The sequence below is a fragment of the Embleya scabrispora DSM 41855 genome (assembly GCF_000372745.1).
Lineage (GTDB): Bacteria > Actinomycetota > Actinomycetes > Streptomycetales > Streptomycetaceae > Embleya > Embleya scabrispora.
In genome coordinates this window covers 22139-40158 of record NZ_KB889675.1, presented here as the reverse complement: position 1 = coordinate 40158, position 18020 = coordinate 22139, and the positions used below count along the sequence as shown (strand labels likewise).

Sequence of the window (18020 nt, the reverse complement as noted above, 5' to 3'; positions counted from 1 at the left end):
CCTTGGGGGAGGGATCGACCTGATGAGCACTCCCGGCGGATTCCCCGGCGGCAATCAAGGCGGCGGCTACGGCGGAGGCGCGGGTGGCTATCCCGGCGGACCCGCGGGGCCGCCACCCGCGGGCCCGCCTCCCGCGAACCCGCCCTACGACGGCCCGACGGTCGGCGGCCCGCCGTACGCGGGCGGCGGTCCGCCCTACGGTGGCGGCCCTCCCTACGGTCCGGCCGGCCCCGGCGGCCCGTCCGGCGGCCGGGGCGGCGGTCGTGTGGTCGTGATCGTGGTGGTCGTCGCCCTGGTCATCGCCGCCGGCGTGATCGCCCTGGTGCTGAACCTGGGCGGGGACGACAAGAAGGGCGACAAGGCCGGTCCGGCGGACACCACGGCCGGGCGCACCAGCGCGCCGCCGACCGGTACGCCACCGACCACCGACGAGCCGGAGCCGCCCTCCACCGAACCGCCGAGCACCGAGCCCCCCACCACTCCGGTGGCGACCAACTCCAACGGCAGCGTCGCCGTCAAGAAGGTCCCGCTCAGCCCGGGCGACTGCATCATGTTCGCCACGGGCAGCACGGACGTCGACAAGGTCGCGTGCACGAGCCCGCACGACGGCCAGCACATCGAGAACGTCGCGCTGCCGGACGGCACCTGGCCCGGCGACGCGGAGATGGACACGAAGGCGTCCGCGGTGTGCAAGCCGATCGCCGAGCCGGTGATCGCCCGGCAACCGCAGGCCGATCAGCTGACCTGGTTGTACATCTATCCGAAGGAATCCGGCTGGAGCAGCGGCGACCGCGAGGTCCAGTGCCTGGTCTCCTACACGGACGAGACCAAGAAGCTGACGGCACCGCTGAAATAGCGGTCGGTACGGGAGATGTCCGCACGCGTCGGGGCGGGCCGGGAATCGGCCCGCCCCGACGCGTGCGGACGACCGGCCGCGAACCGGTTCAGCGCGGTGCCGTCTTCTGCTGGGCCGTCCACGAGGCGTGCAGCCGCGAATAGATCCCGCCGGCCCCGACCAGGCGCGCGTGCGGGCCGCGTTCCACGAGCTTTCCGGCATCGAACACGAGCACCTCGTCGGCCGATTCGGCCGTGGACATCCGGTGTGCGATGAACACCGCGGTGCGGCCCCGGGTCAGTCCGTCCAGGGCCCGCCCTATCCGTACCTCGGTGGCCGGGTCGACGGCCGACGTCGCCTCGTCCAGGACCAGCAGGTCCGGGTCGGCGATGTAGGCCCGAACCAGGGCGACCAACTGCCGCTCGCCCGCCGACAACGACTCGCCGCGCTGGCCCACCGCGGTGTCCAGACCCGCGGCCAGTCCGGCCAGCCAGTCGGCCAGACCGAGGTCGGTGAACGCGGTGCGGATGGCCGCGTCGTCCGCGTCCGGCCGGCCGTACCGCACGTTCTCGCGCAGCGTGGCGTCGAACAGGAAGCCCTCCTGCGGCACCATCACCACCCGGGCGCGCAGCGACGAGAAGCGCACCCGGGGCAGTTCGACGCCGTCCAGGAGTACCCGGCCCTCGTCCGGGTCGACCAGTCGGGTCAGCAGCTTGGCGAACGTGGTCTTGCCCGAACCGGTCTCGCCCACCACCGCGACCCGGGTCCTGGGCGCCAGCGTCACGTCCACGTCGTGCAGGATCCGCGGCCCGCCCGGGTAGCCGTACGAGACGTGGTCGAAGGCGACCTCGACCGGGCCGCGCGCGAGTACCTCGCCCGCCTCGCCCGGGTCCGCGATGTCCGGTTCCGCGTCCAGCACCTCCAGCACCCGGCGCCAGCCCGCGAGCGCGTTCTGCGCCTCGTTGAGGATCTCCACGCCCATCTGTACCGGGCCCACGAACAGCGTGACCAGGAACAGGAAGGCGACCAGTTCGCCGACGCTGAGCTGCCCGTCGATGCCCAGCCACACACCCACCACGACCACGAGCCCGTTGGCCAGGCCGACCACGAACTCGCCCATCGGGAAGGTCAGCGCGACGAACAACTGGGCGCGGGTCTGCGCGTCCCGGTGCGCGTTCACCGACTCGTCGATGCGGTGCGCGGTGCGCTCCTCGATGCCGTGCGCGCGCACGATCGCGGCGCCCACGACCGGCTCCGAGATGGCGCCGAGCATGCGACCCATGGCCACCCGTACGTGCGAGTAGGCCGCGGCGATCCGCTTTTGTACCGCGCGCATGAAGAAGTACAGCGGCGCGAAGCACACCCACACCAGCAGCGTGAGCTGCCACGAGTAGACGAACATCAGCACCGTCACCAGCGCGATCTGCCCGACGCTGACGATCAGCAGCAGGCCGCCGAACTGGATGAACCGGCTGATCGTGTCCACGTCGCCGGTCACCCGGGAGACCAGCGAGCCGCGCTTCTCGGACTGCTGGTGCAGCGTGGACAGGTCGTGGATGTGTCGGAACGCGGCCACCCGCAGGGTGGACAGGCCGCGTTCGCTGGTGCGGTACAGGCGCACGTTCATCGCGTACGCGGACACCGCCGTGACCACCACCGCGAGCGCCGCGACCGCGGCCATCGTGCGCACCACGGTCAGGTCGGGGCCGGCGTCGGCGCGCAGCCCCCGGTCGATGGTCTGCTGCACGGCCAGCGGCACCACGATGCGCCCGGCCGTGCCGACCACGGCGAGCAGCAGCGTGACGACCAGGCCCTCGGTGAACTCCGGGGTCATCCGCAGGCCGCGGCGCAACACACTCGGGCCGGACTCGGCGGGCTTCGTGGAGTCGGGGTCGGCGCCGATCCGCGAACCGGGTTTCGGGTCCGGTTCGGGCACCTTGCGTACGACGGTGGCGATACTCATGAAGCCGTGGCCTCCTCGGCCTCGCTGACGTCGATGTCGATGTCCTCGTCCGCGCCCTCGCGCGCGGCCCGCTCGTAGGCGTTGACCAACCGGCGGTAGCCCACCGAGCGGTCCAGCAACTCGTGGTGCGGGCCGCGATCGAGCACCCGGCCGCCCTCGATGTAGATCACCTCGTCGGCGAGCGCGATGGTGGCCTTGCGGTAGGCGACCACGACCACGGTCGCCGGCCCCGCGTCGCGCAGGCCGTGCAGGATGGCCGCCTCCACCCGCGGGTCCACGGCCGACGTCGCGTCGTCCAGGACCAGCAGGCGCGGCCGGCGCACCAGCGCCCGGGCCAGCGCGATCCGCTGGCGCTGGCCTCCCGACAGCGTGGTCCCGCGCTCGCCCACCTGCGTGTCCAGGCCCTCGGGCAGCGCGCTCACGAAGTCGGCCTGGGCGATCCGCAGCGCCTCGTGCACCGCCGCGTCGTCCAGGTCCAGGCCCAGGGTGATGTTGTCGCGCACGCTGTCGTCGAACAGGAACGCCTGCTGCGGGACCAGTGCGGCGGTGGCCGCGATCCCGCCGCGCCGGTACTCGCGCAGGTCGGTGCCGTCGAGCAGGACCCCGCCGTCGAGCGGATCGACCAATCGCACCAGCAGCGAGACCAGCGTGGACTTGCCGGAGCCGGTCGGGCCGACGATCGCGATGGTGCGCCCGGGCTCGACGTCGAAGGCCACGTCGTGCAGCACGTCGGTGTCGTCGGTATAGCCGAAGCGCACCGCGCGGGCCTCCAGACGGGCCGGACCGGCCGAGGCGTCGCCGCCCTCGATCGCCCCGTAGGTGTGCTCGCCCTCGGCGTCCAGCACCCCCTTGACCCGGTCGAAGCCGACCACCGAGCGCGGCATGTCGCCCAGCAGCCAGCCGATCGCCCGAACGGGGAAGGCCAACAGGGTGAACAGGTAGGCCACCTGCACCAGGTCGCCGGGAGCCAGGTTTCCGTGCGAGACGCGGACCGTGCCGACCACCAGGACCAGCAGCACACCGAAGCTGGGCAGCGCCTCCAGCATCGGGTCGAACAGGGCCCGGACCCGGCCCACCGCGATGTTCGCGTCGGCCAACTCGCGCGAGGCGGCGGCGAAGCGGGTGGTCTCCTCGCTCTCCCGGCCCAGCGTCTTGACCACCAGCGCGCCGTCGAAGCTCTCGTGCGCGATCTCGGCGACGTCGGCGCGCAACTCCTGCGCGCGCATCGCCAGCGGCCCCTGCTTGCGCTGGTAGACCACGTTGAGTACGGCGATCGCCGGGAAGATCACGAAGCCGACCAGCGCGAGCGCCCAGTCGGTGAGCACCATCGAGATCGCCGCGACGAAGAGCATGACCACCACGCCGGTGGCCATCGGCAGCGGCGCGACCGGGTTCCAGGCCGCCTCGACGTCGGCGTTCGCGTTGGAGAGCAGCGTCCCGGTGGGGTGGCGGTGGTGCCACGCGAGCGGCAGGCGCAGGTATTGCCGGGTGACCCGGCGCCGGTAGGTGGCCTGGAGGCGGTACTGCATCACGCCCGCCCACAGGCGGCGGCCGATCACCCCGAACGCCTTGAGCAGCGCGATCCCGAACACCGCCGCGAACGCGCCGACCAGCGCGCCGGCCGTGGTCCGCCCGTCTCGGAAGGCCGGGATGATCACGTCGTCGGTGACCCGGCCGAGCACCAGCGCCGAGCCGACGGTCATCACGCCGTACACCGCGCTCGCGCCGACCGCGGCGGCGAAGATCTTGGGTTCCTCGCGGATCGCCACGCCGAGTACGCGCAGTCCTTGTCGCAGCACGACCTTGTCCGCCACGGGGCTCACTTTCACGGGAATCCGGCCGCCGCGAACGGGGCGGTCCGACAGGATTGTCGAGGGATGGTTGTCCAATGAAAGTACAAGGCGTCGGTGACGGTCCCGATTCCCGTCCGGGCCCTCGATTCCATCCGGATCGGCCGACGCTACGCGGCTTGGAGTGAATCTTTCCGCCATGTCACCCTGTTTCGGGCGCCCCCGCCGGCTTCCGTCGGAGCATGCCCGGCACCCGCAACCAATCGCCGAGCCGGTCGCGTCTTACGGGCGTGACCTGACCATGATCCATAGACCGAGGACGCCGCTGTGGGCCTCACCAGCCTCAAACTGATAATCCTGCTCGGCGTCGTCGCGTTCGCGGCGGCCGCAGCCGCCGTGTTCTTCTGGCCCAAGCTGTCCCGCCAGGGGGTGCTGCCGATCCTGGGACGGATCGGCATCCTGTTGAGTACGCAGGTGCTGCTGATGGCCACCGTGGCGGTGATCGGCAACCGCTACTTCGTCTTCTACACGACCTGGGACGACCTGCTCGGGCACACCGGCAAGCCGGTGGTGAACTTCGGCGCCGCCGGCCCCGGCGACGTACCCAAACTGGTCAAGGAGAACGGGACCGAGACGATCGACGTCCCGCAGGGCAAGAACCCCCAGGCCGCGGGTCAGATCATGCAGGTGGACGTGGCCGGCCGCCGCAGCGGGATGGGCTCGCCGGCCCTGGTGTACCTGCCGCCGCAGTACTTCCAGGCCCAGTACAAGGACCGGCGCTTCCCGGTCGTGGTGGTGCTCACCGGCTACCCGGGCAACGAGCGCAACCTGGTCACCCGCCTGGAACTGCCCAAGTTCGCCGCGAACGAGATAGCCGCGGGCCGGGTCCAGCCCACCATCTACGTGATGATGAAACCGAGCGTCGGCGCCGACCGCGACACCGAGTGCACCGACGTGCCCGGCGGACCGCAGGTGGGCATGTTCTTCAGCCAGGACCTGCCCGAGGCGATCAGCCAGGTGTACCGGGTCGCGCCCGGAGCGCGCAGCTGGGCCATGCTCGGCGACTCCACCGGCGGCTACTGCTCGGCCAAGCTGGCCATGCAGCACTCGGACCGGATCGGCGCGGCCGTCGCGCTGTCCGCCGACTACGGCGCGCCGCTGGACGGCGACACCGGCGACCTCTACGGCGGCAGCAAGGCGTACCGCAACCAGAACGACCTGATGTGGCGGCTGAAGAACATGCCGATGCCGCCGGTCAGTCTGCTGCTCACCAGCAGCGAGAGCGGCGAGCCCAACCTGCCCGAGACCAAGGAGTTCCAGCGGCTGGCCAAGCCGCCGCTCAAGGTGGACACGCTGCTGCTGCCCACCGGTGGGCACAACTTCAAGACCTGGCAGGCGGTGCTGCCGGACGCGCTGCGCTGGCTGAGCACGCAGCAGAAGAGCGACCAGCCCAAGGACTCCGCACCGGTGGCCGCCTCCCCCTGACCACCGGCGACGACCGGGTCCGGTCCGCCGGGATCGGCCGGACGGGGCCCGGATCCCCTTGACCGCGCCCGGTGCGGGCAAAAGGATCGGCACATGCCGACTTCGCACGCCCGCACCGAACGCGCCGCACTCGCCGAACTGCTGCGAGTCCTGGGCCCGGACGCGCCGACCCTGTGCGCGGGCTGGACCACCCGCGACCTCGCCGCCCACCTGGTGGTCCGCGAGCACCGCCCCGACTCGGCGCCGGGCATCATGCTCGCGCCGCTCGCGGGCTACACCGAGAAGGTCCGGCTGCGGCAGGCGGCCAAGCCGTACGAACAGAGCGTGCGGCTGGTCGCGGACGGCCCGCCGAAGTTGTCCGTGTTCGGCATCCCCGGCGTGGACGCGGCGGCCAACACGATGGAGTACTTCATCCACCTGGAGGACGTACGCCGGGCCCAGCCCGGCGGCGCCGAGCCGCGCCGACTGGCCCCCGAACTCACCGAGATCCTGTGGAAGCGGGCCAAGGGCGCCTCGCGGATGGCGCTGCGCGGCGTCCCGGTGGGCGTGGCGCTGCGCCGCACCGACACCGCGGCCGGGGAGCCGGCGCAGATCGTGCACAAGGGCACGCCCGTGGTGACGCTGAGCGGGCACCCGGGCGAGCTGCTCCTGTATCTGTTCGGCCGCAAGGACCAGGCCCGGGTCGAGATCGAGGGCGACGAGGCCGCGATCGACACCCTGCGTACGGCCCGTACCGGCCTGTGAACACCCGACCGAGCGGTTCGCGCGGGTCTGCGACAATGCGCGCATGACCGGTGCCACCCACCCGCCCGCGCGGCCGTCCGACCTCGACCCGACCATCGCCGCGCGCCTCAAGCGCGACCCCGACGGCCTGATCGCCGCCGTCGCGCAGGCCGCCGACACCGGCGAGGTGCTGATGGTCGGGTGGATGGACGACGAGGCGCTGCATCGCACGCTGACCACCGGCCGATGCACCTACTGGAGCCGCAGCCGGCAGGAATACTGGGTCAAGGGCGACACCTCCGGCCATGTGCAGAAGGTCCTCTCGGTCGCGCTCGACTGCGACGGCGACGCGGTGCTCGTTCGGGTCGAGCAGACCGGCGCCGCGTGCCACACCGGCGACCGCACCTGCTTCGACGCGGACGTCCTGCCCGTCTCCGACTGACCATCGCCGACCCCGGGCCCGCGTGGTCCCGGCTCCGCCCGACCTCGCTGCCCGGGAGATTGCGCACGCCATGACCACCGGAACCGTCACCCCCGACCTCGACACCTTCCGGACGCTCGCGCGCGACCGGCGCGTCATCCCCGTCACCCGGCGCTTCCTGGCCGACGGCGACACCCCCGTGGGCCTGTACCGCAAGCTCGCCGCCGAGCGGCCCGGCACCTTCCTGCTGGAATCCGCCGAGAACGGCCGTTCGTGGTCGCGCTATTCGTTCGTGGGCGTGCACAGCGCGGCGGTGCTCACCGAGGCGGCCGGGCGGGCCCGCTGGCTGGGAACCCCGCCGGTGGGCGTGCCGGTGGACGGCGATCCGCTGGAGGTGCTCCGGGCCACCGTCGCCGCACTGCACACCCCGCACGGCATCCCGGGCCTGGAACTGCCGCCGCTGACCGGCGGGATGGTCGGCTACCTCGGCTACGACGTGGTGCGCCGGCTGGAGCGGCTGCCGGAGTCGGCCGTGGACGACCTGCACGTGCCGGAGCTGATGATGTTCCTGGCCACCGACCTGGCGGTGCTCGACCACGTGGACGGCAGCGTGCTGTTGATCGCCAACGCGATCAACCACGACAACCGCGAGTCCGGCGTCGACGAGGCGTACCACGCGGCGGTGGCCCGGCTGGACGTGATGACCGCCGACCTGGCCCGGCCGACCGGCCTGGCCGCGGCGGCGTTCGAGCGCGGCGCGGTCGCCGAGGCGGCCGGTCCGTGGGGCTCGACCGCCTATCGCAAGGCGGTGGAGGCGGCCAAGGAGGAGATCCGGGCCGGCGAGGCGTTCCAGATCGTGCTGTCCCAGCGCTTCGAGATGCCCACCGAGGCCGGCGCCCTGGACGTGTACCGGATCCTGCGCGCGACCAACCCCAGCCCGTACATGTACCTGTTCCGGTTGCCGGGTCCGAACGGCGGCGCCGAGGGCGGCTTCGACGTGGTCGGCTCCAGCCCCGAGGCGCTGGTCAAGGTCGAGGACGGGCGCGCGATGCTGCACCCGATCGCGGGCACCCGCCCGCGCGGCGCCACCCCGGCCGAGGACGCCGACCTGGCCGAGGAGTTGCTCGCCGACCCCAAGGAACGCGCCGAGCACCTGATGCTGGTCGACCTGGGCCGCAACGACCTGGGCCGGGTCTGTACGCCGGGCACGGTCGAGGTGATCGACTTCATGGCGGTCGAGCGGTACAGCCACGTGATGCACATCGTGTCCACCGTGGTGGGCGAGTTGGCCCCGGGCCGTACCGCGTTGGACGTGTTCGCCGCGTGTTTCCCGGCGGGCACCCTGTCCGGCGCGCCCAAGCCGCGTGCGATGGAGATCATCGAGAACTTCGAGCCCACCCGGCGCGGCCTGTACGGCGGTTGTGTGGGCTACGTCGACTTCGCCGGCGACCTGGACACCGCGATCGCGATCCGCACCGCGTTGATCCGCGACGGGGTGGCCTACGTCCAGGCCGGCGCGGGCGTGGTCGCCGACTCCTCGCCCGAGGCCGAGGACATCGAATGCCGCAACAAGGCGGCGGCGGTGCTGCGCGCGGTGGCCATCGCGGCGACGCTCGCGCCGGCGCACGACGTTCGGATCGGGTAGGCCCGGCGAACACCCGCCCCGGGTCAAGCCGCCGCGGAGCGTGGGTCATGCTGGTGACATGAGCGACGCGAGGACCGAGGCCGGCGCAGCGGGTGCCGGCACCGAGACGGACGACCGAGCGGTTTCCGAAGCGGCGAGCGCGACCGGCGCGGCGAGCGCCACCACCGGGCAGGCGGCGGAATCGGCCTCGACCGATTCGGTCGAGAGCGGGGCCCTGCGCGCGCGCAAGGCCGCGCGACGCGAGTTGACCGTCGCGGTCCTGCTCGCCCTGGTCGGCGCGGCCCTGGTGCTCTCGGTGGCGGGTCGCACCTGGGCCGAGGGCACCGCGCCGGTGCACGGCTCACGGATCGCGGTGCACGCGAGCGGCAACACGATCAACAAGGCCGTTTCCGCGTTGGCCCTGCTCGGGCTCGCCGGCGGCCTCGCGGTGCTCGCCACCCGCACCATCGGCCGAAGCGTGATCGGCGCACTGGTGACCCTGGCCGGGATCGGGGTCACGGTGCTGGCCGTGCGGGGTGCGAGCGACACGTCGGCGGTGAATTCCGAGGCGGCGGGCAAGGCGGCCGTCGAGGGGGTTCGCGCGGTGGACGTGAGCCATACGATCTGGCCGTGGTTCGCGTTCGTGGGCGGCGTGCTGATCGTGCTCGCGGGTCTGCTCGTGGTGCTCCGGGGCAGGCGCTGGCCCGGTATGTCCAACCGCTACGACGCCCCGGCCGGCAAGCCGGTCGCCGCCAAGCGTGGCTCGGCCACCAACGCCGACCTGTGGAACGCGTTGGACCGGGGCGAGGACCCCACGCGCTGAGCACTGCTCCCTACGGGTGACAATAAGAATCGCGCGGTTGTGATCGCGGCGCCCTCACGGTGCCCCGGCAACCGCGCCCACGCGTGTGAAATGTGAAGCCGAAGGAGTAAGCGATGTCGTCGCAAGCCGGAAACCACGGCAGCACCCCCGCCGCCTGGACCGTGACCATACTGGCGCTGATCGGCTGCACGATCTCCGGCGTCGCGATGATCGCGGCCAACGTGATGTTGTTCTGGGCCGGCGCGGCCGTGGTCCTGGTGGGCTGCATCGCCGGTGCGGGCATGCGGATGGGTGGTCTGGGCGCGGCCCCCGCGCGTCGCTGACGTCCGGCTTCGGCTTCGGGCGCCGGCCGGGCCGGGTTGGTTCGGCCGGCCCCGGGTGTTCGGGCTTCGCCCGGTCGGCGTTTTCGGCGGGGGGCTCGGCGCTGTTCTAGGGTGGGCGTGCCGTAACGGCGTTACGCCAAGGGGGGAATGTGGCCTACGGCTATCCGGGGGCTCCCGGTGGCGGTGAGGAGCGTTCGGATCGGACGCGGGAGTGGAACGCGCCGGCCCGGCCGTTCGGGCACGCCATGCCCTACGGGCCGCCGACCACGCCGCCGCCCGCCGGTCCGCCGCCCGGCCCACCGGACAACTACCTCGCGTGGGCGGTCGTGGCGACCGTCTTCTGCTGCTTCCTCGCGGGCGTGCCCGCGCTGCTCGCGGCCACCAGCGTCAACGAGCGTTGGCACCGCGGCGATGTGGCCGGCGCCCGGCTCGCCTCGTTGCGGGCCCGCAACTGGACCATCGGCACCGTCCTGCTCGGCGTGATCTTCTGGACCACCTGGATGGTCGGCGTCTTCCTTCTGGGCTGGAAAGACACGCTGGGTGACCTCTGACGGTGCGTCCCGACGGCACAATGGGCCGATGACCACCCCGGCCCACCCCGTGTCCGGCACCGGCTTCCGGCTGCGCAACCTCGGTCTGCCCGCCGCGAGCCTGGCCCTGCTCGCCGCCGCGACCGCCTATGTGGGGCTGGTCGATCCGCGCGAGAGCGGTCACTATCCGCCGTGCCCCTACCTGGTGGTCACCGGCCTGCCCTGCCCCGGCTGCGGCGGGTTGCGGTGTGTGCACGCGCTCACCCACCTCGACCTGTCCGCCGCGCTCGGCTACAACGCGCTCGCGCTCGTGCTGTTCCCGCTGATCGGCCTGTTGTGGCTGCGCTGGGCGGTGCGAACCGCGCGCGGCGAACCGCGCCGGGGGCTGGCCGATCCCCGCGCGCTGTGGGCTCTGCTCGCGGTCGTGCTGCTCTTTTGGATCGTCCGCGACCTGCCGTTCGGCGCACCGCTCGCGCCCTGACGCACAGTGACGGCCGGCGATTTCGCCGGCCGGACCGTGCGCACGAACCCACCGTGCGACGCCGTATGCTGCCCCCACCTCTTCGGCGGTGCGGTGTGGACGGGTCTGTTCGAATCGGCCTATACCATCGAAGGGCCGGGGGAGCAGGTTCTCCGGACAAACGAGGGGATGTAGGGCGTGACGGTTCTCGACGAGATCATCGACGGTGTCAACGCCGACCTCGCCGAACGACAGGCCCGCGTATCCCTTGACCAGATCAAGGAACTCGCGGCCCGGGCGCCGGCGCCCCGCGACGCGGAGAGCATCCTGCGCGGCGACGGCATCGCCGTCATCGCCGAGGTCAAGCGCTCCAGCCCCTCCAAGGGCGCGCTCGCCGCGATCGCCGACCCCGCCGGCCTGGCCGCCGACTACGAGTCCGGCGGCGCCTCGGTGATCAGCGTGCTCACCGAGCAGCGCCGGTTCGGCGGCTCGCTCGACGACCTCGACGCCGTTCGCGCCGCCGTCGACATCCCGGTCCTGCGCAAGGACTTCATGGTGACGAGCTATCAGCTGTGGGAGGCCCGCGCCCACGGCGCGGACGTGGCCCTGCTGATCGTCGCCGCCCTGGAGCAGAACGCGCTGGTCTCGTTGATCGAGCGGTCCCGTTCGATCGGTCTCACCACGATCGTGGAGGTCCACGACGAGGAGGAGACCGCCCGCGCGCTCGACGCCGGCGCCACCGTGATCGGCGTCAACGCGCGCAACCTCAAGACCCTCGAGGTGGACCGCAACAACTTCGCCCGGATCGCCCCGTTGATCCCCAACTCGTGCGTGCGCATCGCCGAGTCCGGCGTGCGCGGTCCGCACGACCTGATCGCGTACGCCAACAACGGCGCCGACGCCGTCCTGGTGGGCGAGTCCCTGGTCACCGGTCGCGACCCGCGCAGCTCGGTCGCCGACCTGGTCGCCGCGGGCGCCCACCCGGCGATCCGGCACGGGCGCGGCTGAGGACGCGAGCGGCGATGAGCATGGACCCGCGACTGGCCAGGGGCTGCAAGCCCCGCGGCTGCCGCGCGCCCGCCCGACGGGCCCGGGGACGTCGGGTGCGCTATGTGATCGGCTGCGAGCCCGGCCAGGTGCCGGGCAGCCGATGGCGCCGACACGTTTCCTGACCCACCCGTCAGCAACGTGCCGTCCGACGGCATGCCACACCGACAAGGACCTCGCATGTCCAGCACTGCCCAACAGCCGGACGCCTCCGGCCACTTCGGCGTCTTCGGCGGGCGTTTCCTGCCCGAGGCGCTGATCGCCGCCCTCGACGAACTGACCGCGGCCTACGAGAAGGCCAAAAACGACCCGCAGTTCCAGGCCGAGTTCGCCGGCCTGCTGCGCGACTACGCCGGGCGCCCGAGCATCATCACCGAGGCGCCCCGCTTCGCCGAGCACGCCGGCGGCGCGCGGATCATCCTCAAGCGCGAGGATCTCAACCACACCGGCTCGCACAAGATCAACAACGTGCTGGGCCAGGCCATCCTGACCAAGCGCATGGGCAAGACCCGGGTGATCGCGGAGACCGGCGCCGGCCAGCACGGCGTGGCCACCGCGACCGCGTGCGCGCTGCTCGGCCTCGACTGCGTCGTCTACATGGGCGAACTCGACACCCAGCGCCAGGCGCTGAACGTGGCCCGGATGCGCGTGCTGGGCGCCGAGGTGATCCCGGTGGCGATCGGCTCGCGCACCCTCAAGGACGCGATCAACGAGGCGTTGCGCGACTGGGTCGCCAACGTCGACAACACCCACTACCTGCTCGGCACCGCAGCCGGCGCGCACCCCTTCCCGGCGATGGTCCGCGACTTCGTCAAGGTCATCTCCGTGGAGGCCCGGCAGCAGGTGCTCGACCTGACCGGCAAGCTGCCGGACGCGGTCTGCGCGTGCGTGGGCGGCGGCTCCAACGCGATCGGCGCCTTCCACGCGTTCATCCCCGACGAGAGCGTGCGGCTGTACGGCTTCGAGGCGGGCGGCGACGGCGTGGAGACCGGGCGGCACGCCGCCTCGATCACCGGCGGCTCGATCGGCGTCCTGCACGGCGCGCGCACCTACCTGCTCCAGGACGAATACGGGCAGACCAAGGAGTCGCACTCGATCTCGGCCGGCCTGGACTACCCGGCGGTGGGGCCCGAGCACGCGTGGTTGCACCAAAGCGGTCGGGCGATCTACCGGCCGATCGACGACGCCCCCGCGATGGAGGCGTTCCGGCTGCTGTGCCGCACCGAGGGCATCATCCCGGCGATCGAATCGGCGCACGCCCTGGCCGGCGCGATCGAGGTCGGGCGCGAACTCGGCCCGGACGCGACCATCCTGGTGAACCTCTCCGGGCGCGGTGACAAGGACATGCACACCGCCGCCAAGTACTTCGATCTCCTCGACGCGGAAGCGGAGCAGTCGTGACCGGCACCGGCACCACCACCAGGCTGACCGAGGTGCTGGCAGCCGCCCGCGCCGAGAACCGCGCCGCGCTGGTCGGCTACCTCCCGGCGGGCTACCCCTCCGTCGAGGGCTCCGCCGCCGCGATGCGGGCGATGGTCGAGGGCGGGTGCGACATCATCGAGGTCGGCCTGCCCTACAGCGACCCGCAGATGGACGGCCCCGTCATCCAGCGCGCCGTCGAACACGCGCTCGCGCACGGCACCAACACCCACCACGTGATCGACAACGTGCGGGCCGTCGCCGAGACCGGCGCCGCGACGCTGGTGATGTCGTACTGGAACCCGATCGAGCGCTACGGCGTCGAGCGGTTCGCGAGCGAACTGGCCGCGGCCGGCGGCAGCGGGGTGATCACCCCCGACCTGATCCCGGACGAGGCGCACGAGTGGATCGCCGCCACCGACCGGCAGCACCTGGACCGGATCTTCCTGGTCGCGCTGTCCTCCTCGGACGAACGCATCGGGTACACCACCCGCCACTGCGGCGGCTTCGTCTACGCCGCGTCCGTCATGGGCGTCACCGGAGCCCGGGCCTCGGTGAGCTCGCTGGCCGGCGACCTGGTCGCGCGTACCCGCAAGACCACCGACCTGCCGATCTGCGTCGGCCTGGGCGTCTCCACCGCCGCCCAGGCGGCCGAGGTCGCCGCCTACGCCGACGGCGTCATCGTCGGCTCCGCGTTCGTGCGCGCCCTGCTGGACGCACCGAACGAACAGGCCGGCCTGGACGCCGTCCGTGCCCTGGCCGCGGACCTTGCCGAGGGTGTCCGCAAGCGCTGATGCGCGCGGCAAGCCGCCATTCCGTGTAAAAACGCGCCAAAATGTACATCGGCTCATCAGCGGCCGCCGCAGCACCCCCGCGGCGGCCGTTGCCATGCCCGCGTCATCCCGTACCGCCCACATCGGAGGAACCAGCGTTGAGCACCAAACCCAGGACCAAACGAGCTCCCGTCATCCTGGCCGTCGTCGGCGTACTCGTGGTCGCCGTGCTGGCCGCCGTCCTGGGCCTCGTGTTCACCATCGGCAACGACGGCAAGGACGACGACTCCGGCGACGCCAAGGCACCCGGCACGGTCAAGTCCGCCATCCGCGACATCGACCCGGCCACCCTGCCCGCCGTCGCCCAGGCCGACGGCACGATCCGGGTCGGCAGTTCCTCGGCGCCGGTCGCGGTCACCGTGTTCGAGGACTTCCGCTGCCCGTTCTGCAAGCGCTTCGAGACCGACTTCGGCCCGCTCCTGGCGGACTACGCCGAATCCGGAAAGATCAGGGTCGACTACCACATCGCCTCCTTCCTGGACGGCAAGCTCGGTGGGACCGGCTCGGTCAAGGCGGCCAACGCCGCGCGCTGCTCGGTGGACGCGGGCAAGTTCGCCGCGTACCACGCGGTGCTGTTCAAGAACCAGCCCGAGGAATCCGAGGACGGCTACACCCCCGCCCGACTGCTCGACCTGGCCGGCCAGGTCCCGGGCCTGCGCGGCGAGGCGTTCGACGCGTGCGTGAACACCGACGCGCACGCCGCGTGGGTGACCGCCGCCGAGAGCGCGTTCGAAACCTCCGGAGTCTCCGCCACACCCGGCGTCGCGGTGGACGGAAAAATTCTGGACGGCGGGAACTCGGCCATGCGTTCGCCCGACAACCTTCGTGAACTGCTCGACCAGCGCCTGGAGAACCCCGGGAGTGGTAAGGCGGCTCTCGGACAGGAACCTCAGGCGCCTTCCGCCGGTTAGACAGGACATGTGCCGGTCCGGGGGGTGCGGGGGACCACCGGACCGGGGTCCTCGCACCTCACCCGTCGTGACGGAGGTCAGACCTTGGAAGGCAAGACGATCGAGCCGGTGGGCGAGCGGTGACCGCGACGGCCACCCCCAACGGCACCGCATCCGCAGGCTCGCTCACGAGCCTGCGCAAGGTCGCCCCCTGGATCGGCCTCGCCGCCCGACTGGGCCTTGCCTTCGTCTGGGCGTTCGCCGGCTGGGAGAAGGCGCTCGATCCCGATCAGGCCGCGTACGCGGTCCGGGGCTACGACGTGTTGCCCGATGGTCTCGTCGAGCCGGTCGGCTACGCCCTGCCCTACCTGGAACTGGGCCTGGCCCTGCTCCTGGTGGTCGGGATCGGTACCCGACTGGTCGCGTCCTTGTCCGCCCTGCTCCTGCTCGTGTTCATCGCGGGCATCGCCCAGGCGTGGGCGCGCGGTCTGGCCATCGACTGCGGCTGCTTCGGCGGCGGTGGTCCGGTCGAGCCGGACAAGACCGCGTACCTCGAGGAGATCCTGCGCGACTGCGGCTTCATGCTGCTCGCGATCTGGCTGATCCTCTTCCCGCGAACCCGCCTGTCCGCGGACGCCTGGCTGTTCCCCGAGGAGCCGCCGTACCTCCGGGACCAGGACGACGAGGACGAGCGGTGGACCGACGAGGACGAGTACCGCGGGGACGCGAACCGAAACCCCGGAACCCGGGAACCGAAAGGCCCTGAGATCACGTGAGCTCGAAGAATTCCGAAGGCAAGCGCACCGCGCGCGAGCGCATGGCCCAGGAGCGCGCGCGCCAACAGGCGCTCGACAAGCGCCGGCGTGTGATGGTCATCGCCGGTGCGGTGGTGGCCGTCCTCGTGGTGGTCGCCATCATCGGCGTGGTCGTCGGCATGTCCAAGACCAACAAGAAGAAGGGCCCCTGGAAGGACGCGCTCGCCAAGCCGTTCAGCGCCCCCGCGAACCTGTCCGCGGACGGCCTGGGCGTCCCCGTCGGCAGCAACCCCAACGCCCCCTCGCTGATCATGTACGAGGACTTCCGCTGCCCGATCTGCCACGAGGTGGAAAAGGCGCTCGGCCCCACCCTGCGGCAGATGGCCGACGCCGGCACCATCAAGATCGACTACCACATCGCGTCGTTCCTGGACGGCAAGCTCGGCGGCAACGGCTCCAAGTACGCGGCCAACGCCGCCGGCTGCGCACAAAACGCGGGCAAGTTCGCGCAGTACCACGACACGCTCTTCGCGAACCAGCCCGACGAGTTGGACGACAAGTTCGCCAGTCGCTCCTACCTGCTCGACCTCGCGGGCAAGGTGGACGGCCTGCGCTCGCCCACCTTCGACGCCTGCGTCAACGACCTGAGCGTCGCCGGTTGGGTCAACAAGGTCGAGGACGCGTTCCAGAACGCCAAGATCGGCGACACCCCGGTCACCGGGACGCCGACCGCGGGCATCAACGGCAAGACCATCGACCTGATCGTCAAGGGCCGCGGCCTGGCCACCCCCGACGAGGTGCGCGCGCAGATCCAGGCTGCGATCAAGTAGTCACTCGCTGCACCGGAACACCGGGCGCGGCACCGATTCCCTCGGTGCCGCGCCCGTTCGTCGACGCCCGCCGGCACACGTTCGCCTCCGCACCCGGTAGCGTCGTACCCGCCATGGACCTCGCATTCATTCCCAGCCCCTCGCGCGGACAGATCGACCTCGGTCCGATCCCGCTGCGCGGCTACGCGCTGTGCATCATCCTCGGTGTCGTCCTCGCGATCTGGCTCGGCGAGCGACGCTGGGTCGCCCGGGGCGGTCGCGCCGGCACGGTCGGCGACATCGCCGTGTGGATGGTGCCCTTCGGCCTCGTCGGAGGCCGCCTCTACCACGTCGTCACCACGCCGGGGCCGTACTTCGGCGACGGCGGCGACCCCATGCAGGCGTTCGCCGTCTGGAAGGGCGGCCTCGGCATCTGGGGCGCGATCGCGCTCGGCGCGGTGGGCGCCTGGATCGGCTGCCGGCGCCGGGGCATCCCGCTGCCCGCGCTGGCCGACGCGCTCGCCCCGGGCATCGTGCTCGCCCAGGCCGTGGGCCGCTGGGGCAACTGGTTCAACCAGGAGCTCTACGGCCGCGAGACCGACGTGCCGTGGGCGGTGAAGATCGACGGCGACCACAACGTGATCGACCCCGGTCAGGCCGGCACCTTCCACCCGACGTTCCTGTACGAGTCGCTGTGGTGCATCGGCGTCGCGGCCCTGGTGATCTGGGCCGACCGCCGGTTCAAGCTGGGCCACGGCCGGGCCTTCGCGCTCTACGTCGCGGGCTACACGGTGGGCCGGTTCTGGATCGAGTACATGCGCGTCGACGACGCCGAACACGTGCTGGGCATGCGGCTGAACAACTGGACCGCGATCGTCGTGTTCGCCGGCGCGATCGCGTACATGTGGATCTCGGCGCGCAAGCACCCCGGCCGCGAGGACCCGGCCACGCTGCGCGGCCACGACCCGGAGTCGGACGACGCCGACGAGCCGGCCGCGGAGGCGGACGCGCAGGACGCGGAGGCGGCGCGGGACCCGGAGGACGCGAAAGACGCGGAGGCGGCGCGGGACCCCGAGGACGTCAAGAGCGCGAAGGATTCGACGGACGCCGACGAGGGCGAGGGCGTGGTCCGCGATGCGGACGAGCCGATCGCGGACCCCGACGCCGACGCCGAGCGCACCCCCTCGGCCGCACGCAAGCCCGCCGACAAGGGCTGACCCCACCACACCGGAGGCTGCCCCGACCCGCCGAGCGCGGGTTCGGGGCAGCCTCCTGGGGTTCGGACAGCCT

General features: G+C 71.9%; 19 protein-coding genes. 17 read left to right on the top strand and 2 right to left on the bottom strand.

The genetic code is table 11. From position 1 onward, the window contains the following. Window positions 1-22 precede the first annotated feature (22 nt). On the top strand, window positions 23-856 hold the full coding sequence (locus tag A3IC_RS62675; protein WP_020552892.1) for a septum formation family protein: 834 nt from the start codon (window positions 23-25) through the stop codon (window positions 854-856). 88 nt (window positions 857-944) lie between these two features. On the opposite strand, the gene A3IC_RS0125480 is transcribed toward A3IC_RS62675, so the two are convergent. Beyond that, a complete protein-coding gene (locus A3IC_RS0125480; protein ID WP_020552891.1) occupies window positions 945-2798 on the bottom strand; it encodes an ABC transporter ATP-binding protein in 1854 nt (617 codons plus the stop codon). After that, on the bottom strand, window positions 2795-4612 hold the full coding sequence (locus A3IC_RS0125475; protein ID WP_020552890.1) for an ABC transporter ATP-binding protein: 1818 nt from the start codon (window positions 4610-4612) through the stop codon (window positions 2795-2797). Before A3IC_RS0125475 ends, A3IC_RS0125480 begins: the two co-directional genes overlap by 4 nt. Before the next feature lie 303 nt (window positions 4613-4915). Here A3IC_RS0125475 and A3IC_RS56540 point away from each other — a divergent pair, with 303 nt between their 5' ends. From A3IC_RS56540 to lgt, 16 genes are all read left to right on the top strand, one after another. Then, on the top strand, window positions 4916-6073 hold the full coding sequence (locus A3IC_RS56540) for an alpha/beta hydrolase (protein ID WP_020552889.1): 1158 nt from the start codon (window positions 4916-4918) through the stop codon (window positions 6071-6073). 93 nt (window positions 6074-6166) lie between these two features. Further along, window positions 6167-6817, top strand: coding sequence for a TIGR03085 family metal-binding protein (locus tag A3IC_RS0125465; RefSeq protein ID WP_020552888.1), 651 nt, complete (start codon window positions 6167-6169; stop codon window positions 6815-6817). A gap of 43 nt (window positions 6818-6860) precedes the next feature. Then, window positions 6861-7238 (top strand): phosphoribosyl-AMP cyclohydrolase, encoded by a 378-nt coding sequence (gene hisI, locus A3IC_RS0125460; protein WP_020552887.1) that lies wholly within the window; start codon window positions 6861-6863, stop codon window positions 7236-7238. A 70-nt stretch (window positions 7239-7308) separates the two neighbouring features. Next, window positions 7309-8862 (top strand): anthranilate synthase component I, encoded by a 1554-nt coding sequence (locus A3IC_RS0125455; protein ID WP_020552886.1) that lies wholly within the window; start codon window positions 7309-7311, stop codon window positions 8860-8862. A 58-nt stretch (window positions 8863-8920) separates the two neighbouring features. Beyond that, window positions 8921-9664 (top strand): TIGR02234 family membrane protein, encoded by a 744-nt coding sequence (locus A3IC_RS0125450; protein ID WP_020552885.1) that lies wholly within the window; start codon window positions 8921-8923, stop codon window positions 9662-9664. A gap of 113 nt (window positions 9665-9777) precedes the next feature. Further along, a complete protein-coding gene (locus A3IC_RS0125445; RefSeq protein WP_020552884.1) occupies window positions 9778-9987 on the top strand; it encodes an HGxxPAAW family protein in 210 nt (69 codons plus the stop codon). Between the two features lie 149 nt (window positions 9988-10136). Continuing rightward, window positions 10137-10538, top strand: coding sequence for a CD225/dispanin family protein (locus tag A3IC_RS56535; protein WP_020552883.1), 402 nt, complete (start codon window positions 10137-10139; stop codon window positions 10536-10538). A 28-nt stretch (window positions 10539-10566) separates the two neighbouring features. Then, complete coding sequence (locus A3IC_RS0125435) at window positions 10567-10998, top strand: DUF2752 domain-containing protein (RefSeq protein WP_020552882.1); 432 nt, start codon at window positions 10567-10569, stop codon at window positions 10996-10998. A gap of 177 nt (window positions 10999-11175) precedes the next feature. Further along, window positions 11176-11985 carry an indole-3-glycerol phosphate synthase TrpC gene (gene trpC, locus A3IC_RS0125430; RefSeq protein WP_020552881.1) on the top strand — a complete coding sequence of 270 codons (810 nt, stop codon included), beginning with the start codon at window positions 11176-11178 and terminating at the stop codon, window positions 11983-11985. A 14-nt stretch (window positions 11986-11999) separates the two neighbouring features. Further along, window positions 12000-12149, top strand: coding sequence for a tryptophan biosynthesis modulator TrpM (gene trpM / locus A3IC_RS73650; protein WP_355539697.1), 150 nt, complete (start codon window positions 12000-12002; stop codon window positions 12147-12149). Between the two features lie 55 nt (window positions 12150-12204). Next, entirely contained in the window at window positions 12205-13425 is a 1221-nt protein-coding gene (gene trpB, locus A3IC_RS0125425) for a tryptophan synthase subunit beta (protein ID WP_020552880.1), read from the top strand. Continuing rightward, window positions 13422-14237, top strand: coding sequence for a tryptophan synthase subunit alpha (gene trpA / locus A3IC_RS0125420; RefSeq protein ID WP_020552879.1), 816 nt, complete (start codon window positions 13422-13424; stop codon window positions 14235-14237). Before trpB ends, trpA begins: the two co-directional genes overlap by 4 nt. Window positions 14238-14374: 137 nt before the next feature. Further along, on the top strand, window positions 14375-15187 hold the full coding sequence (locus A3IC_RS56530) for a DsbA family protein (RefSeq protein WP_020552878.1): 813 nt from the start codon (window positions 14375-14377) through the stop codon (window positions 15185-15187). A 119-nt stretch (window positions 15188-15306) separates the two neighbouring features. After that, window positions 15307-15942 (top strand): MauE/DoxX family redox-associated membrane protein, encoded by a 636-nt coding sequence (locus A3IC_RS0125410; RefSeq protein ID WP_020552877.1) that lies wholly within the window; start codon window positions 15307-15309, stop codon window positions 15940-15942. Beyond that, window positions 15939-16751, top strand: coding sequence for a DsbA family protein (locus tag A3IC_RS0125405; RefSeq protein ID WP_020552876.1), 813 nt, complete (start codon window positions 15939-15941; stop codon window positions 16749-16751). Before A3IC_RS0125410 ends, A3IC_RS0125405 begins: the two co-directional genes overlap by 4 nt. A 113-nt stretch (window positions 16752-16864) precedes the next feature. After that, window positions 16865-17947 carry a prolipoprotein diacylglyceryl transferase gene (gene lgt, locus A3IC_RS0125400; protein WP_040877183.1) on the top strand — a complete coding sequence of 361 codons (1083 nt, stop codon included), beginning with the start codon at window positions 16865-16867 and terminating at the stop codon, window positions 17945-17947. The last annotated feature ends 73 nt before the right edge of the window (window positions 17948-18020 follow it).

What these genes read in the sequence shown, in the direction of transcription:
- A3IC_RS0125465 (WP_020552888.1), top strand. Translation starts at nt 6,167, where the DNA reads ATGCCGACTTCGCACGCCCGCACCGAACGCGCCGCACTCGCCGAACTG.
- trpM (WP_355539697.1), top strand. Translation starts at nt 12,000, where the DNA reads ATGAGCATGGACCCGCGACTGGCCAGGGGCTGCAAGCCCCGCGGCTGC.
- A3IC_RS62675 (WP_020552892.1), top strand. Translation starts at nt 23, where the DNA reads ATGAGCACTCCCGGCGGATTCCCCGGCGGCAATCAAGGCGGCGGCTAC.
- A3IC_RS0125480 (WP_020552891.1), bottom strand. Translation starts at nt 2,798, where the DNA reads ATGAGTATCGCCACCGTCGTACGCAAGGTGCCCGAACCGGACCCGAAA.
- A3IC_RS0125445 (WP_020552884.1), top strand. Translation starts at nt 9,778, where the DNA reads ATGTCGTCGCAAGCCGGAAACCACGGCAGCACCCCCGCCGCCTGGACC.
- lgt (WP_040877183.1), top strand. Translation starts at nt 16,865, where the DNA reads ATGGACCTCGCATTCATTCCCAGCCCCTCGCGCGGACAGATCGACCTC.
- A3IC_RS0125450 (WP_020552885.1), top strand. Translation starts at nt 8,921, where the DNA reads ATGAGCGACGCGAGGACCGAGGCCGGCGCAGCGGGTGCCGGCACCGAG.
- A3IC_RS0125455 (WP_020552886.1), top strand. Translation starts at nt 7,309, where the DNA reads ATGACCACCGGAACCGTCACCCCCGACCTCGACACCTTCCGGACGCTC.
- A3IC_RS0125435 (WP_020552882.1), top strand. Translation starts at nt 10,567, where the DNA reads ATGACCACCCCGGCCCACCCCGTGTCCGGCACCGGCTTCCGGCTGCGC.
- trpB (WP_020552880.1), top strand. Translation starts at nt 12,205, where the DNA reads ATGTCCAGCACTGCCCAACAGCCGGACGCCTCCGGCCACTTCGGCGTC.
- hisI (WP_020552887.1), top strand. Translation starts at nt 6,861, where the DNA reads ATGACCGGTGCCACCCACCCGCCCGCGCGGCCGTCCGACCTCGACCCG.